This window comes from Burkholderia stabilis (assembly GCF_001742165.1).
GTDB lineage: Bacteria > Pseudomonadota > Gammaproteobacteria > Burkholderiales > Burkholderiaceae > Burkholderia > Burkholderia stabilis.
The window spans coordinates 3388157-3403059 of the sequence record NZ_CP016442.1 but is presented as its reverse complement, the minus strand read 5'-3'; the positions used below and the strand labels follow the sequence as shown (position 1 = coordinate 3403059).

Sequence of the window (14903 nt, the reverse complement as noted above, 5' to 3'; positions counted from 1 at the left end):
CATCGTCAGCTCATCCAGTTGCCGCCGTCGACGTTCAGCGTCTGGGCAGTGATGTAGTCGGCGTCGGCGGACGCGAGGAACAGCGCGGCGCCCGTCAGGTCGCCCGGCACGCCCATGCGGCCCAGCGGCACGGCTTCGCCGACGAGCCGCTTCTTCTCGCCGAGCGGCCGGTTCTCGTAGCGCGCGAACAGCGCATCGACCTGCTCCCACATCGGCGTGTCGACCACACCCGGCGCGATGCCGTTCACGTTGATCCGGTGCGGCGCGAGCGCGAGTGCGGCCGACTGCGTATAGCTGATCACCGCGGCCTTGGTCGCGCAGTAGTGCGAAACGAGCGCTTCGCCGCGCCGGCCGGCCTGCGACGACATGTTGACGATCTTGCCGCCGCGCCCCTGCTCGACCATCCGCTGCGCCACGGCCTGCATCAGGAAGAACAGCCCTTTCACGTTGACCGCGAACAGCCGGTCGAACACGTCCCACGATTCGTCGAGGATCGGGCGCATGTCGAACAGCGCCGCGTTGTTGAACAGGATGTCGACGCCGCCGAAACGCTCGATCGTAGTGGCGACGATCCGCTCGATGTCGTCGCGGCGCGTGACGTCCGCGGTGACCGCCACCGCGCGGCCGGGGTTCGCCTCGATGAGCCGCGCGAGCGAGCCGGCCGCCGGCTTCACGTCGACGAGCACGCAGCGCGCGCCCTCGTCCAGATAGCGTTGCGCGACCGCCTCGCCGATACCGCTTGCGGCGCCCGTCAGGATCGCGACCTTGTCTTCCAGTCTCACTGGCTGTCTCCGGTTCGTTCTGCTGTACGACGGTCACGAGGTGAGCGAACGCTCTCTGACCGATCAATTGCTCTGTTGTTGATCGAATGATCGGATACGCGATTCGCGCTGTCAAGGCGGGGCGGCGGCTTTCTATGACGCGCTGCGGCACAACGGCGCATGACGATGGCCCGAGGCGCACGCCCGGCAAGGCGCGGCGCGCGCGGTGCGGCGCGGTCGGAGCGACGATGAAGGGGACGGAAACAGGATTTGGCGCTGCACGGCGCGGCGATACGTTATATCATCGCCGTACTTTGTTTCATCGCCTGCTTCACGCCATGGCTACCTCATCGTCCCTTGACGCCCGGCTGTCCCGGGCCGACGCATTCGCCGCCGAGCACGGGCTCGCGTGGACGCCGCTGCGCCGCCAGGTCTACGAGCGCGTGCTGGCCGCGCAGCGCCCGATCGGCGCGTACGACCTGCTCGCCGAGCTCGAGCCGCAGCGCGGCCGCGTGCCGCCCACGACCGTCTACCGCGCGCTGGATTTCCTCGTCGAGCACGGCTTCATCCACCGGATCGAATCGAAGAACGCGTTCTTCGCATGCTGCGAGATCGGCGTACCGCACGAAGGCCAGTTCCTGATCTGCGATTCGTGCGGCGATACCGTCGAGATTCCCGGCGGCGACCTCGCGAAGCAGTTGTCCGCGAGCGAGCCCGCGCACGGTTTCGAAGTCCACCACCAGGTCGTCGAGCTGAGCGGCCTGTGCGGGCACTGCAAGCGCAAGCCCGCGCAACGCTGACGCCGAAACCGCGCGGCGCATGCGCCGCCCTTTCCATCGAGGAGTTCCATGTTCATTGCCCTGAAGCGCGCGCCGCGGCGTGCCCTGTCGCCTGTCCGCTGGCTCGCCGCCACTGCCGCCGTGCTGTCGTCGCTCGCCGCGCCCGCGTTGGCGCAGGCCGCGGCCGTCAACGTCGTCGCCGCCGAGAATTTCTACGGCGATGTCGCATCGCAGATCGGCGGCCGCCACGTCGCGGTGACGAGCATCCTCAGCAATCCCGACCAGGATCCGCACCTGTTCGAAGCGAGCCCGAAGACGGCGCGCGCGCTCCAGCACGCGCAGGTCGTGATCTACAACGGCGCCGACTACGATCCGTGGATGGCCAAGCTGCTCGGCGCGTCGAAACAGGCGAAGCGCGTGACGATCGTCGTCGCCGATCTCGTCGGCAAGAAGGCCGGCGACAACCCGCACCTGTGGTACGACCCGGCGACGATGCCGGCCGCCGCGCGCGCGATCGCGACCGAGCTCGGCCGCGCCGATCCGGCGAACAAGGCCGACTACGACGCGAACCTGCAGAAGTTCGTCGCGTCGCTGAAGCCCGTCGACGACAAGGTCGCCGCACTGCGCGCGCAGTACAAGGGCGTGCCGGTGACGGCCACCGAACCCGTATTCGGCTACATGTCGGATGCGATCGGCCTCGACATGCGCAACCAGCGCTTCCAGCTCGCGACGATGAACGACACCGAAGCGAGCGCGCAGGACGTCGCCGCGTTCGAGAACGACCTGCGCAAGAAGCAGGTGCGCGTGCTGATCTACAACAGCCAGGCCGAAGCGCCGACCACCAAACGCATGCTGAAGATCGCGCGCGACGGCGGCGTGCCGGCCGTCAGCGTCACCGAGACGCAGCCCGCCGGCAAGACCTTCCAGCAGTGGATGGCCGGCCAGCTCGATGCGCTCGCCGCCGCGCTTTCCGCCGGCAAGAAATAAGGCACCCGTAACGAAATGACCGCCACTCCCCATGCACTCGCCGTCGATCGCGTCACGCTCGAACTCGGCGGACGCACGATCCTGCGCGACGTCAGTTTCTCGATCGAACCCGGCGAATTCGTCGGCGTGCTCGGGCCGAACGGCGCCGGCAAGACGACGCTGATGCGCGCGGTGCTCGGCCTCGTGCCCGTCTCGGGCGGCACGCTGTCGGTCGGCGGCGTGCCGGTCGTGCGCGGCAACGCGTCGATCGGCTACATGCCGCAAATCAGGAGCGGCCTCGCGAATCGCCGGATGCGCGGCTACGACTTCGTCGCGATGGCCGCCGACGGCCACCGCTGGGGATTGCCGCACACGAACGCGGCCACGCGCCGCGACGTCGACCGCGTGCTCGACCTCGTCGGCGGCACGACGCTCGCGCGCCGGCCGCTGTCGGAGCTGTCGGGCGGCGAGCGGCAGCGCCTGCTGCTCGCGCAGTGCCTGCTCGGCAACCCGAAGCTGCTGCTGCTCGACGAGCCGCTGATCAGCCTCGACCCGAACCACCAGCGCGGCGTCGTCGAACTCGTGCGCAACGTGCAGCGCGAACTCGGCATCACCGTGCTGTTCTCCGCGCACGAACTGAATCCGCTGCTGAACGCGCTCGATCGCGTGCTGTATCTCGGCAACGGCGTCGCGGCGCTCGGCACCGTCGACGAAGTGATCACGAAGCCCGTGCTGTCGCGGCTCTACGGTTCGCCGATCGACGTGATGCGCGTAAACGGCAAGATCTTCGTGATGTCGGGCGACGTCGAGATCGAGAAGCACGACCACGAGCACGAAGACGACGGCCACTCGCACGGCGGCGGCGGTCACCACCACCACGGACACGCCCATCCCGGGCATTCGCACGATGTTTGAATACGACTTCATGATCAACGCCTTCGCGGCGTCGGGAATCGTCGCGGTGCTCGCGGGCATCGTCGGCTACTTCCTGGTGCTGCGCGGGCAGACCTTCGCCGGCCACGCGCTGTCGCACGTCGGCTTCACCGGCGCGACGGGCGCGGTGCTGCTCGGCATCTCGCCGATCTGGGGGATGGTCGGCTTCACACTCGCGGCCGGGATCGGGATGGGCGCACTCGGCGAGAAGCTCGCGGGCCGCGACGTCGCGATCGGCGTGATCCTGTCGGGCGCGCTCGGCTTCGGCCTGCTGTTCCTGCATTTCTATACGTCGTTCGCGACGCAGGTCACCGCGCTGCTGTTCGGCAACGTGCTCGCGGTCAGCCACGACACGCTCGCGGTGCTCGCGGGCATCGGCGCGGTGAGCCTGATCGCGCTCGCGCTGATCGCGCGGCCGCTGCTGTTCGCGTCGCTGCAGCCCGAACTGGCCGAAGCCAAGGGCGTGTCGCTGCGCGCGGTGTCGATGCTGTTCCTCGCGGTGTGCGCGCTCGCGGTGGCCGCGGCCACGCAGATCGTCGGCGTGCTGCTCGTGTTCACGCTGCTGGTCGGGCCGGCTGCCGCCGCGCAGAACGTGTCGACGCGGCTGTCGACCGGCGTGCTGCTCGCCGCGCTGTTCGCGCTGTTCGAGGCGTGGGCCGGCATCACGCTCGCGTATCACACCGACTGGCCGACGAGCTTCTGGATCACCGCGCTGTCGGCGCTCGTGTACGGCGCGAGCCTGTTGCGGCGCAACTGATCGCCGATGCGCACGGCCCGCGTCGAAGCGGGCCGGCGCGACAATCGATGCAAATGAAAACGCCGGCGTGCCCGAAGGCAGCGCCGGCGTTTTTTCATGCGCGCGATTCGCGTACGACGATGCGCGAGTGACCTGCTTGCCGCCCTTCTCAGCGCACGAGCACGCGCGCGTGATGCGCGAGGTGATCGGCGATGAACGTCGAGATGAAATAGTACCCGTGGTCGTAACCCGCATGGCGGCGCAGCGTCAGCGGCTGGCCGGCCTTCGCGCACGCGGCTTCGAACACGTCGGGGTTCAGCTGGTTCGCGAGGAATTGATCGGCGAGCCCCTGGTCGACCAGGATGCCTTCCGCGAACTTCGGCGCATCCGCGCGCGCGACGAGTTCGCTCGCGTCGTGCTGCCTCCACGTTTCGCGATCGGCGCCGAGGTAGCCCGAGAACGCCTTCTCGCCCCACGGGCAGCGTGTCGGCGCGGCGATCGGCGCGAACGCCGACACCGACCGGTACAGGCCCGGATGACGCAGCGCGAGCGTCAGCGCGCCGTGCCCGCCCATCGAGTGACCGAAGATCCCGAGCCGCGCGCCGTCGATCGGCAACTCGGCCGCGACGAGCTCGCGCAGCTCGCCCGTCACGTACGACTCCATCCGGTAATGCGCGGACCACGGCGCTTCGGTCGCATCGACGTAGAAGCCCGCGCCGACGCCGAAATCCCACGCATCGGTTTCACCCGGCACGCCCGCGCCGCGCGGGCTCGTATCGGGCATCACGAGCGCGAGCCCATGCTGCGCCGCGTATTGCTGCGCGCCGGCCTTGATCGCGAACGTCTCGTCGGTACACGTGAGCCCGGCGAGATAGAACAGCGCCGGCACGCGGCCGTGCGCGGCCTGCGGCGGCAGGTACACCGAGAACTTCATCGGCAGGCCGATGGCCGCCGAATCGTGACGGTAGAAGCGCTGCTCGCCGCCGTGGCACGCATGCGAAGAAACGAGTTCGAGCATCGTCTCGCCCCGGCGGTCAGTACAGCACGACCGAGCGGATCGACTCGCCCTGCTTCATCAGGTCGAAACCTTCGTTGATCCGCTCGAGCGGCAGCGTGTGCGTGATCAGGTCGTCGATGTTGATCTTGCCTTCCATATACCAGTCGACGATCTTCGGCACGTCGGTGCGGCCGCGCGCGCCGCCGAACGCGGAGCCCTTCCATTCGCGGCCCGTCACGAGCTGGAACGGACGCGTGCTGATTTCCTCGCCGGCCGCCGCGACGCCGATGATGAACGACTGGCCCCAGCCCTTGTGCGTGCACTCGAGCGCCTGGCGCATCAGCTTCACGTTGCCGACGCATTCGAACGAGTAGTCGGCGCCGCCGTCAGTCAGCTGCACGATGTGGTCGACGACGTTCTCGACTTCGTTCGGGTTGATGAAGTGCGTCATCCCGAACTTCTTCGCGAGCTCGACGCGCTTCGGGTTGATGTCGACGCCGATGATCTTGTCCGCGCCGACCATCTTCGCGCCCTGGATCACGTTCAGGCCGATGCCGCCGAGACCGAACACGACGACGTTCGCGCCCGCCTCGACCTTCGCCGAGTAGACGACCGCGCCGACGCCCGTCGTCACGCCGCAGCCGATGTAGCAGATCTTGTCGAACGGGGCGTCCTCGCGCACCTTCGCGACTGCGATCTCCGGCACCACGATGTAGTTCGAGAACGTCGACGTGCCCATGTAGTGGAACAGCGGCTTGCCGTCGAGCGAGAAGCGCGACGTCGCGTCGGGCATCAGGCCCTTGCCCTGCGTCGCGCGGATCTTCTGGCACAGGTTGGTCTTGCGCGACAGGCAGAACTTGCACTCGCGGCATTCGGGCGTGTAGAGCGGAATCACGTGGTCGCCCTTGCGCACCGTGCCGACGCCGGGGCCGACGTCGACCACCACGCCCGCGCCTTCGTGGCCGAGGATCGCCGGGAAGATCCCTTCCGGATCGGCGCCCGACAGCGTGTAGTAGTCGGTGTGGCAGATGCCCGTCGCCTTCACTTCGATCAGCACTTCGCCGGCGCGCGGCCCTTCGAGATCGACTTCCTCGATCGTCAGCGGTGCGCCCGCCTTCCATGCAATCGCGGCTTTCGTTTTCATCGTGTCACTCCTGTCTGTCTGTGAGGTCGCCCCGGGGTGGCGCGTCGGCGCCGACACCGGCGTCGCATCCGGTCCGATGCGTCGCGCCGGGCCCCGTTCAGGGTTGTCGAAACCATGCCGCGCGACATCGCGCGCCACGGCAAAAGCATCTCGTGCTCGCCATGATGGCCGGTCCCGCCGCGCATCGCGTGCGGGAAACGGTCGCAGGCTTGCCACGATGCGTCATCGCTGGCGCAAAACAACAAGTGTCCGAGTTTAAACGCCCGTCGTGAACCATGCATCCGTCCGTGCATACAGATCGATGAAGCGTGCGTGGCGTGCGGCCAGCATCCGATCGTCGCCGGGCGCGGCGACCGGCGACGCGCCCGGCGCAAGCGCGTGTAACGCATCTTCCCGCCAGTGCCCGATCGCCACGCCCGCGAGCAGCGCCGCGCCGCGCGTCGCGGCGTTCGGGCAATCGATCGCGTTGAGCGATGCGCCGAGCGCGTCGGCGAGCAACTGACGCCAGTGCGGATCGACCGAGCCGCCTCCCGCGAGACGCAGCGTCGTCACGCCGGTGCCGCGATCGGCGTCACGGATCGCATCGAGCCCTGCGCGCAACGCGAACGCGACGCCTTCGAACGCCGCGCGCATCATCGCGCCGCGTGTATCGCCGAGCCCGAGGCCGAGCCAGCCGCCGCGCGCATCGGGATTCATCCACGGCGAACGCTCGCCGGTCAGGTACGGCAGGAAACACAATCGTTCGGACGCTGGCTGCGCGAATGCATCGTCATACGCATCCGCCCATCCCGGATAACCGAGCCAGCCGCGCACGGCTTCGAGCGCGAGCCCGACGTTCTGCATCGCGGCCATCGTGTAATACCCGCCGCCGGCCGCCGCGCGGTAGCGATGCAGCCCGCGCCGCGCGGGCGGCAGCGCATCGGCCAGCACGACGATCTGGCCGCCGCTACCCGTCGTCAGCAGCGCGTCGCCGGCGGCGGACAGCCCGCTGCCGAGTGCCGCGCATGCGGTGTCGGCCGCGCCCGTCGCCAGCGGCACGCCGGCCGGCAGGCCGAGCGCCGCGGCCGCCCGCGCGCCGAGCGCGCCGCAGCGCGCGGTCGACGCATGGACCGGCGCGAACCGGTCGGCCGGCAAGCCGAGCGATTCGATCAATGCGCTATCCCAAGCGCCGTCGGGCGTCGCGAGCGCGGTCGCGCACGCGTCGCTCGGATCGGCTGCGACGTCGCCGCCCAGCGCGATGCGCAACCAGTCCTTCGGCTGCACGGCCCAGCGCGCGGCGCGCAGCGCATCGGGCTCGTGCGCGGCCAGCCAGCGCAACAGCGGGCCCGCCATGCCCGGCGCGACCGGGTTCGGCGCGTCGGGCAATCCGGCGGCGGGCCACGCGGCCGCTTCGCGCACCGCCCGCGTGTCGGGCCACAGCAGCGCGGGCCGCACCGGCTGCCCGGCCGCGTCGATCAGCACGACGCCGTGCATCTGGCCCGAGAAGCCGATCGCCTCCACCTGTTCGCGCTCGCCTGCCGGCAACCGTGCGGCGGCGCGCACGAGCGCCTGCCACCACGCGTCGGGCGCGATCTCGGCCCAGCCGGGCTGCGGCGACGACAGCGCATAAGGTTCGCTCGCGACCGCACGCTCGACGCCGTCGGCATCGAGCGTGACGAGTTTGACGGAGCCGGTGCCGAGGTCGATTCCAAGCAGTCGCATGACGGGAGGACGAATTCGAATGAACGGATGCCGATGATAACGGGATCGCAATGCGCGCCCCGTTTTTTGCCGCCGCCTCGACGTGTCCAAGCCGCTGCCTGCGACCCGGTTTCACCAGGCTGCACCTTCAGGACAAAAGCGGCCATTCGCGGGTTAACCCGGCACGATTTTTCGAAGGCACTTTTTGCCACTATGCGCCGAGCCCGATACACACCATAAAGCGACCTATATTTGACACGGGGGCCGGCGCTATTTTGAAGCGCTATAAAACCGGGGAACCTCACTCCTACGGCAGTTTCCCGATGATCGACACCCTGCTCCATGCCGAATTGGCATATCGAACCAGCAAAGAACGGAATAGTACCCAGCGCTCTTGTTGCGTGGATTCATTCCGAATAACTTCGTATCACCCCGAAAACAAGATCATGGAGTGAGACAGATGCAATCGAACACGGTCCATCCGTGCGATGAAGTGCTGCCGACCGGCAAGCTGGTAACGCTTGGCCTGCAACACGTCCTCGTCATGTACGCCGGCGCTGTCGCCGTGCCGCTTATCGTTGGCGGCGCGCTCAAGCTGCCGAAAGACCAGATCGCGTTCCTGATCAGCGCCGATCTGTTTTCGTGCGGCATCGCCACGCTGATCCAGACGCTCGGCTTGTGGATCTTCGGGATCCGCCTGCCCGTCATCATGGGCTGCACGTTCGCGGCAGTCGGCCCGATGATCGCGATCGGCACCAACCCCGGCCTCGGCATTCTCGACATCTTCGGCTCGACCATCGCGGCCGGCATCATCGGCATCGTGCTGGCGCCGTTGATCGGCAAGCTGTTGCGGTTCTTCCCGCCCGTGGTCGTCGGCACCGTGATCGCCGTGATCGGGCTGTCGCTGATGGAGGTCGGCATCAACTGGGCCGCCGGCGGCGTCGGTAACCCCGAATACGGCAGCCCGGTCTACCTCGGCCTGTCGCTGCTCGTGCTCACGCTGATCCTGCTGATCAACAAGTTCGGCCGCGGCTTCATCGCGAACATCTCGGTGCTGCTCGGCATCGTCGCCGGCTTCGTGATCGCGTTCGTCATCGGCCGCGTGAACACGGACGGTGTGTCGCTCGCGCCGTGGGTCGGCTTCGTGATGCCGTTCCACTTCGGCTTGCCGCACTTCGACCCGCTGTCGATCGCGACGATGGTCATCGTGATGTTCGTCACCTTCATCGAATCGACCGGCATGTTCCTCGCGGTCGGCGACATGGTCGATCGTCCGGTCGACCAGGATCGCCTCGTGCGCGGCCTGCGCGTCGACGGCCTCGGTACGCTGATCGGCGGCATCTTCAACTCGTTCCCGCATACGTCGTTCTCGCAGAACGTCGGCCTGATCGGCGTGACGGGCGTGAAGAGCCGGTTCGTGTGTGCGACGGGCGGCGTGATCCTCGTGCTGCTCGGCCTGTTCCCGAAGATGGCGCAGGTCGTCGCGTCGGTGCCCCCGTTCGTGCTCGGCGGCGCAGGCATCGTGATGTTCGGGATGGTGGCCGCGAACGGCATCAAGGTGCTGTCGAAGGTCGACTTCGTGAACAACACCCACAACCTGTTCATCGTCGCCGTGAGCGTCGGCATGGGCCTCGTGCCGGTCGTGTCGCCGCACTTCTTCTCGAAGCTGCCGCCCGCGCTGGCACCGATCCTGCACAGCGGCATCCTGCTGGCATCGGCAACGGCCGTGATCCTGAACATCGTGTTCAACGGCGTGAAAGGCGAAAAGGATGCGCGCTGCGACATCCGCCGCGCCGGACACGACTTCGACGGCCGTCCCGCCGACGTGCACCACTGATCGCCCCGCGCCGGATGACGGCGCAAGGCGGTAACGAAAAAAACGCCACGGCATGCCGTGGCGTTTTGCATTGCAGGCGCCGAATCACGCGCGGCCGGCGTGATCGATACAGGATCGGGCGCGCTGGCCGCCAGCAGCGTGACGCCGCATGTCGATTGGCGTGCGGGTCGGCGTGATCCGGGTCAGCGGTGGGCGATGCGGGCATCGTCACGGCAACGGTCTTCGCGTCGCGCGCGATACGACAGGCCCAAAAGAAAACGCCACGGACTTTCGTCCGTGGCGTTTTCGCGTTCTTGCAAGCCGGTTCGGCGAACAGGAGCGGTCGCCCGCCCCTGCACTGCGTCGTGCTTACCCTGCCGTTGCTGACGCAGCCGCCGGCGCGGCGGCCTTGTCGTAGTCGACCGGCGCATCCGGCGCGCGCGGCGCTTCGCCGGCCCGCTGAATCCACCCGCCGCCCAACGAGCGGTACAAGTCGACCAGGTTCGTCCAGCGCGCCAGTCGCGCGCTGATCAGCGACTGCTGCGCCGAGTACAGATCCGTCTGCGCGGTCAGTACCGACAGGTAGCTGTCCACGCCGTTCTTGTAACGCAGGTCCGACAGGTCGAAACGGCGCTGCTGCGCGTGCTCGTTGCGCTCCAGCGCCGCAATCTGCTGGTCGTACGTGCCGCGTGCGGCCAACCCGTCCGACACTTCGCGGAACGCCGACTGGATCGCCTTCTCGTAGTTCGCGATCTCGATGCGCTTCTGCACGTGCGCAAGATCGAGGTTCGCGATGTTCGAGCCGCCTTCGAAGATCGGCAGCGCGATGTTCGGCGCGAACGACCACGCCGCCGTGCCGGCCTTGAACAGGCCGCCCAGCGTCGGGCTCGCGGTGCCGAACGCCGCCGTCAGCGAGATCTTCGGGAAGAACGCCGCGCGTGCCGCGCCGATGTTCGCATTCGCGGCCAAGAGCGTCTGCTCGGCCTGCATCACGTCCGGACGACGTGTCAGCAGGTCCGACGGAAGGCCTGCCGGCACGTCCGTCAGCAGGTTCTGCGCGTCGAGCGGCATGCCCGGCGGCAGGTCGTCCGGCAGCGGCTCGCCGATCAGCAGCACCAGCGCGTTCACGGCCTGTGCGCGTGCGCGCGCCTGAGCCTGCTGGTTCGCGAGCGCCGTCTCGACGACCGTCTGCGCCTGACGCAGGTCGAGCTCGGAGCCCGTGCCGTTGTCGAACTGCAGCTTCGTCAGGTCGTAGGACGCCTGCGCGGATTTCAGCGTGTTCTCCGTGACCTTCAGCAGATCGTCGGTCGACAGCACCGTCAGGTATTGATCGGCCACCGACGACACCAGCGAGATTTCCGACGCCTGCCGCGCGTACGCGGTCGACAGGTATTGCGCGAGCGCCTGGTCCTTCAGGCTCTGCACGCGGCCGAACAGGTCGAGCTCCCACGACGCGGAAAGCCCGACGTTGTAGCTGCGCGTGATCAACGGTTGCTGCGTCGTCGACACGCCGGCCGGGAAACGCTGGATGCTGCCCGTACCCGTACCGCTGAGCGTCGGGAACAGGCCCGCACGCGTGATCTGGTACTGCGCACGCGCCGCCTCGATGTTCAGCACCGACACACGCAGGTCGCGGTTGTTCTTCAGCGCGATCTCGATCAGCCGCTGCAGGCGCGGATCGACGAAGAATTCGCGCCAGCCGATGGCGGTCGCCGCCTGGCCGTTGGCGCTGCGCGCGCCGGCAGCGCCCGGCTGCGTCGCGTAGACGCCGCCGGCCGGGAACGCCTGTGCGACGGGTGCATCGGGCCGCTTGTAATGCGGCGCCATCGTGCAGCCCGTGGCAAAGAGCGCGACCGCGATTGCAGTCAAAGCGTGTTTTTGCATCATCACTGTCCCTTGTTGCCTTCGTCGCCGTTGCCCGGCTTCTCTTCGTGCTTCGCGTGCTCCTGAGCCAGGCGCAATGCCTCGTCGGCATCTTCCCGTTCGCCGCTGAAGATCGCGCGGACCTTCACGAAGAACATCGGGATCAGGAAGATCGCGAGGAACGTCGCCGTGATCATCCCGCCGATCACGCCCGTGCCGATCGCGTGCTGGCTCCCCGAGCCCGCGCCGTTGCTGATCGCGAGCGGCATCACGCCGAGAATGAACGCCATCGACGTCATCAGGATCGGGCGCAGCCGCTGGCGCGCCGCTTCCAGCGCGGCCTCGACCGGCCCCATCTTCTCCGTCACCTGCAACTCGCGCGCGAACTCGACGATCAGGATCGCGTTCTTCGCCGACAAGCCCACGGTGGTCAACAGGCCGACCTGGAAGTACACGTCGTTCTCGAGGCCGCGCATCGTCGCGGCGAGCAGTGCGCCGATCACGCCGAGCGGCACCACCATGATCACCGAGAACGGGATCGACCAGCTTTCATACAGCGCCGCCAGACACAGGAACACGACGAGGATCGAGATCGCGTACAGGATCGGCGCCTGCGAGCCGGACTGGATTTCCTGGAACGACAGGCCGGTCCACGAATAGCCGATGCCGACCGGCAACTTCTTCGCGAGCCCTTCCATCGCGGTCATCGCCTGACCGGTCGACTTGCCCGGTGCGGCCTGACCCTGGATTTCCATCGCCGAGACGCCGTTATAACGCTCGAGCTTCGGCGAACCGTACGTCCAGTGACCGGTCGCGAACGCGCTGAACGGCACCATCCCGCCCGACCCGTTGCGCACGTACCAGATGTTCATGTCTTCCGGCGTCATCCGGAACGGCGCGTCGGCCTGCACGTAGACCTTCTTGATCCGGCCGTCGACGTCGAGGAAGTTGTTCACGTACTTCGACGCCCACGCGATCGAGAACGTCTGGTCGATCGCATCCGCCGTCACGCCCAACGCATTCGCCTTCTCGCGGTCGATGTCGACCTTGTACTGCGGCGTGTCGTTCAGGCCGTTCGGGCGCACGCCCTGCAGCGTCGGATCCTTCGAGGCCATCCCGAGCAACTGGTTACGCGCGGCCATCAGCGCATCGTGGCCGAGACCGGCGTTGTCCGTCAGCTCGAAGTCGAAGCCGGCGGCCGTACCGAGTTCAGGAATCGACGGCGGGTTGAACGGGATCACGATCGCGTCCTTGTAGCCCGCATAGCGCCCGAACATCCGGCCGATCAGCGCCTGCACCTTCTGGTTTGCATGCTGACGCTGCGAGTAGTCCTTCAGACGCACGAACACGAGACCGGAGTTCTGGCCGCGACCCGCGAAGCTGAAGCCGTTGACCGTGAACGCCGATTCGACGATTTCCTTCTCGTCCTTCAGCAGGTAGTCGGAAATGTTCGCCAGCGTCTTCGCAGTCGTTTCCTGCGTCGAACCCGACGGCGTCTGCACGATCACGAACATCAGGCCCTGGTCTTCATCGGGCAGGAACGACTTCGGCAAGCGCACGAACAGCAGGCCGACCCCGACGATCACGGCCAGGTAGATGATGAGCCAGCGGCCCGAGCGCTTGATCACGTGATGCACGCCGACGTGGTACTTGTCGCGGCTGCTGTTGAACGTGCGGTTGAACCAGCCGAAGAAACCCTTCTTCTCTTCGTGATGCCCTTGCGGGATCGGCTTCAGGATCGTCGCGCACAGTGCCGGCGTCAGAATCAACGCGACGAGCACCGACAGTACCATCGCCGTCACGATCGTCAGCGAGAACTGACGATAGATCGCGCCGACCGAACCGCCGGAGAACGCGACCGGCACGAACACGGCCGACAGCACGAGCGCGATGCCGACGAGTGCGCCGGTGATCTGGCCCATCGCCTTGCGGGTCGCCTCCTTCGGTGACAGGCCCTCTTCCGCCATCACGCGCTCGACGTTCTCCACCACCACGATCGCATCGTCGACCAGCAGGCCGATCGCGAGCACGAGGCCGAACATCGACAGCGTGTTGATCGAGAAGCCCACCAGCGACATGACTGCGAACGTACCGAGCAGCACGACCGGCACCGCGATCGTCGGGATGATCGTCGCCCGCAGGTTCTGCAGGAACAGATACATCACAAGGAACACGAGCACGATACCTTCGAGCAGCGTCTTGACCACTTCCTCGATCGACAGCTTCACGAACGGCGTCGTGTCGTACGGATACTTCACGACGAGACCGTGCGGGAAGAACGGCGCCAGTTCGTCGATCTTCGCGCGCACAGCCTTCGCAGTCGCGAGCGCGTTCGCATTGGTCGCGAGCTGGATACCGAGTGCCGCGGTCGGCTGACCGTTGTACTTCGTGTCGAAGTTGTAGTTTTCGCCGCCGAGGCCGATCTGCGCGACGTCCTTCAGGCGAACCTGCGAGCCGTCCTGGTTGACCTTCAGCAGGATGTTGCCGAACTGCTCGGGCGTCTGCAGCAGCGTCGATTCGGTGATCGTCGCCTGCAGCACGGTGCCCGGCGTGGCCGGCGTGCCGCCGATCTGGCCGCCCGCGATCTGCACGTTCTGCGCGGTGATCGCGGAGCTGACGTCGACCGGCGTGAGGCCGTAGTTCGTCAGGCGGTTCGGGTCGAGCCAGATCCGCATCGCGTACTGCGAGCCGAACAGCGTGACGGTACCGACGCCGTTCAACCGGCTGATCGGGTCCTTCACGTGCGACGCCACGAAGTTCGCGAGGTCGTACTTGTTCATGCTGCCGTCTTCGGAGTTGAAGGCGAGCACCAGCAGGAAGCTGCTGCTCGACTTCGTCACCGACAGACCGAGCTGCTGCACGACCTGCGGCAGAACCGGCGTCGCGAGCGACAGCTTGTTCTGCACCTGGACCTGTGCGATGTCGGCGTTGGTGCCCGGCGCGAAGGTCAGCGTGATCGTCGCGTTGCCCGAGTCGTCACTGGTCGACGACATGTACAGGAAGTTGTCGAGACCGCTCATCTGCTGCTCGATCACCTGCGTTACCGTGTCTTCCACCGTCTTCGCGGAAGCGCCCGGGTAGTTCGCGGTGATCTGGATCGATGGCGGCGCGATCGTCGGATACTGCGAGATCGGTAGCGTGAAGATCGCCGCAACCCCGGCCAGCATCAGGATGATGGCGATCACCCACGCGAAGATCGGGCGATCGATAAAAAACTTTGCCATGAAA

Annotated in this window: 11 protein-coding genes; 5 read left to right on the top strand and 6 right to left on the bottom strand. The window is 67.1% G+C overall.

What is annotated here, in order from left to right; all coding sequences use genetic code 11:
• Nucleotides 1-5: 5 nt before the first annotated feature.
• Entirely contained in the window at nucleotides 6-782 is a 777-nt protein-coding gene (locus BBJ41_RS15815; RefSeq protein ID WP_069747184.1) for an L-iditol 2-dehydrogenase, read from the bottom strand.
• A gap of 317 nt (nucleotides 783-1099) precedes the next feature.
• Here BBJ41_RS15815 and BBJ41_RS15810 point away from each other — a divergent pair, with 317 nt between their 5' ends.
• From BBJ41_RS15810 to BBJ41_RS15795, 4 genes are read left to right on the top strand one after another with little or no spacing between them, the layout of a single operon-like run.
• Nucleotides 1100-1561, top strand: a complete 462-nt coding sequence (locus tag BBJ41_RS15810) for a Fur family transcriptional regulator (RefSeq protein ID WP_069747183.1) — start codon at nucleotides 1100-1102, stop codon at nucleotides 1559-1561.
• Between the two features lie 48 nt (nucleotides 1562-1609).
• Nucleotides 1610-2527, top strand: a complete 918-nt coding sequence (locus BBJ41_RS15805) for a metal ABC transporter solute-binding protein, Zn/Mn family (protein WP_069747182.1) — start codon at nucleotides 1610-1612, stop codon at nucleotides 2525-2527.
• A 15-nt stretch (nucleotides 2528-2542) separates the two neighbouring features.
• A complete protein-coding gene (locus tag BBJ41_RS15800; protein ID WP_069747181.1) occupies nucleotides 2543-3421 on the top strand; it encodes an ABC transporter ATP-binding protein in 879 nt (292 codons plus the stop codon).
• Nucleotides 3414-4196 (top strand): metal ABC transporter permease, encoded by a 783-nt coding sequence (locus BBJ41_RS15795; RefSeq protein WP_069747180.1) that lies wholly within the window; start codon nucleotides 3414-3416, stop codon nucleotides 4194-4196. The genes BBJ41_RS15800 and BBJ41_RS15795 overlap by 8 nt, the downstream gene beginning before the upstream one ends.
• 148 nt (nucleotides 4197-4344) lie before the next feature.
• Here BBJ41_RS15795 and fghA read toward each other — a convergent pair whose 3' ends face one another.
• The 3 genes from fghA to BBJ41_RS15780 form a co-directional block, all read right to left on the bottom strand.
• Nucleotides 4345-5193 (bottom strand): S-formylglutathione hydrolase, encoded by an 849-nt coding sequence (gene fghA / locus BBJ41_RS15790; RefSeq protein ID WP_069747179.1) that lies wholly within the window; start codon nucleotides 5191-5193, stop codon nucleotides 4345-4347.
• A gap of 16 nt (nucleotides 5194-5209) precedes the next feature.
• Nucleotides 5210-6316: an S-(hydroxymethyl)glutathione dehydrogenase/class III alcohol dehydrogenase gene (locus BBJ41_RS15785; RefSeq protein ID WP_034178897.1), complete on the bottom strand. Its 1107-nt coding sequence runs from the start codon at nucleotides 6314-6316 to the stop codon at nucleotides 5210-5212.
• Between the two features lie 255 nt (nucleotides 6317-6571).
• On the bottom strand, nucleotides 6572-8017 hold the full coding sequence (locus BBJ41_RS15780; protein WP_069747178.1) for a xylulokinase: 1446 nt from the start codon (nucleotides 8015-8017) through the stop codon (nucleotides 6572-6574).
• A gap of 439 nt (nucleotides 8018-8456) precedes the next feature.
• Between BBJ41_RS15780 and BBJ41_RS15775 the strand changes: the two genes are divergently transcribed.
• A complete protein-coding gene (locus BBJ41_RS15775; protein WP_069747177.1) occupies nucleotides 8457-9833 on the top strand; it encodes a nucleobase:cation symporter-2 family protein in 1377 nt (458 codons plus the stop codon).
• 348 nt (nucleotides 9834-10181) lie between these two features.
• Here the strand turns inward: BBJ41_RS15775 and BBJ41_RS15770 are convergent, their stop codons facing one another.
• Both BBJ41_RS15770 and BBJ41_RS15765 read right to left on the bottom strand, forming a co-directional pair.
• Nucleotides 10182-11699, bottom strand: a complete 1518-nt coding sequence (locus tag BBJ41_RS15770; RefSeq protein WP_069747176.1) for an efflux transporter outer membrane subunit — start codon at nucleotides 11697-11699, stop codon at nucleotides 10182-10184.
• Nucleotides 11699-14899, bottom strand: a complete 3201-nt coding sequence (locus BBJ41_RS15765) for an efflux RND transporter permease subunit (RefSeq protein ID WP_069747175.1) — start codon at nucleotides 14897-14899, stop codon at nucleotides 11699-11701. The genes BBJ41_RS15770 and BBJ41_RS15765 overlap by 1 nt, the downstream gene beginning before the upstream one ends.
• Between the last annotated feature and the right edge of the window lie 4 nt (nucleotides 14900-14903).

Coding starts and splice junctions, on each gene's coding strand:
- BBJ41_RS15810 (WP_069747183.1), top strand. CDS start 1,100: ATGGCTACCTCATCGTCCCTTGACGCCCGGCTGTCCCGGGCCGACGCA.
- BBJ41_RS15805 (WP_069747182.1), top strand. CDS start 1,610: ATGTTCATTGCCCTGAAGCGCGCGCCGCGGCGTGCCCTGTCGCCTGTC.
- BBJ41_RS15800 (WP_069747181.1), top strand. CDS start 2,543: ATGACCGCCACTCCCCATGCACTCGCCGTCGATCGCGTCACGCTCGAA.
- BBJ41_RS15795 (WP_069747180.1), top strand. CDS start 3,414: ATGTTTGAATACGACTTCATGATCAACGCCTTCGCGGCGTCGGGAATC.
- fghA (WP_069747179.1), bottom strand. CDS start 5,193: ATGCTCGAACTCGTTTCTTCGCATGCGTGCCACGGCGGCGAGCAGCGC.
- BBJ41_RS15785 (WP_034178897.1), bottom strand. CDS start 6,316: ATGAAAACGAAAGCCGCGATTGCATGGAAGGCGGGCGCACCGCTGACG.
- BBJ41_RS15780 (WP_069747178.1), bottom strand. CDS start 8,017: ATGCGACTGCTTGGAATCGACCTCGGCACCGGCTCCGTCAAACTCGTC.
- BBJ41_RS15775 (WP_069747177.1), top strand. CDS start 8,457: ATGCAATCGAACACGGTCCATCCGTGCGATGAAGTGCTGCCGACCGGC.
- BBJ41_RS15770 (WP_069747176.1), bottom strand. CDS start 11,699: ATGATGCAAAAACACGCTTTGACTGCAATCGCGGTCGCGCTCTTTGCC.
- BBJ41_RS15765 (WP_069747175.1), bottom strand. CDS start 14,899: ATGGCAAAGTTTTTTATCGATCGCCCGATCTTCGCGTGGGTGATCGCC.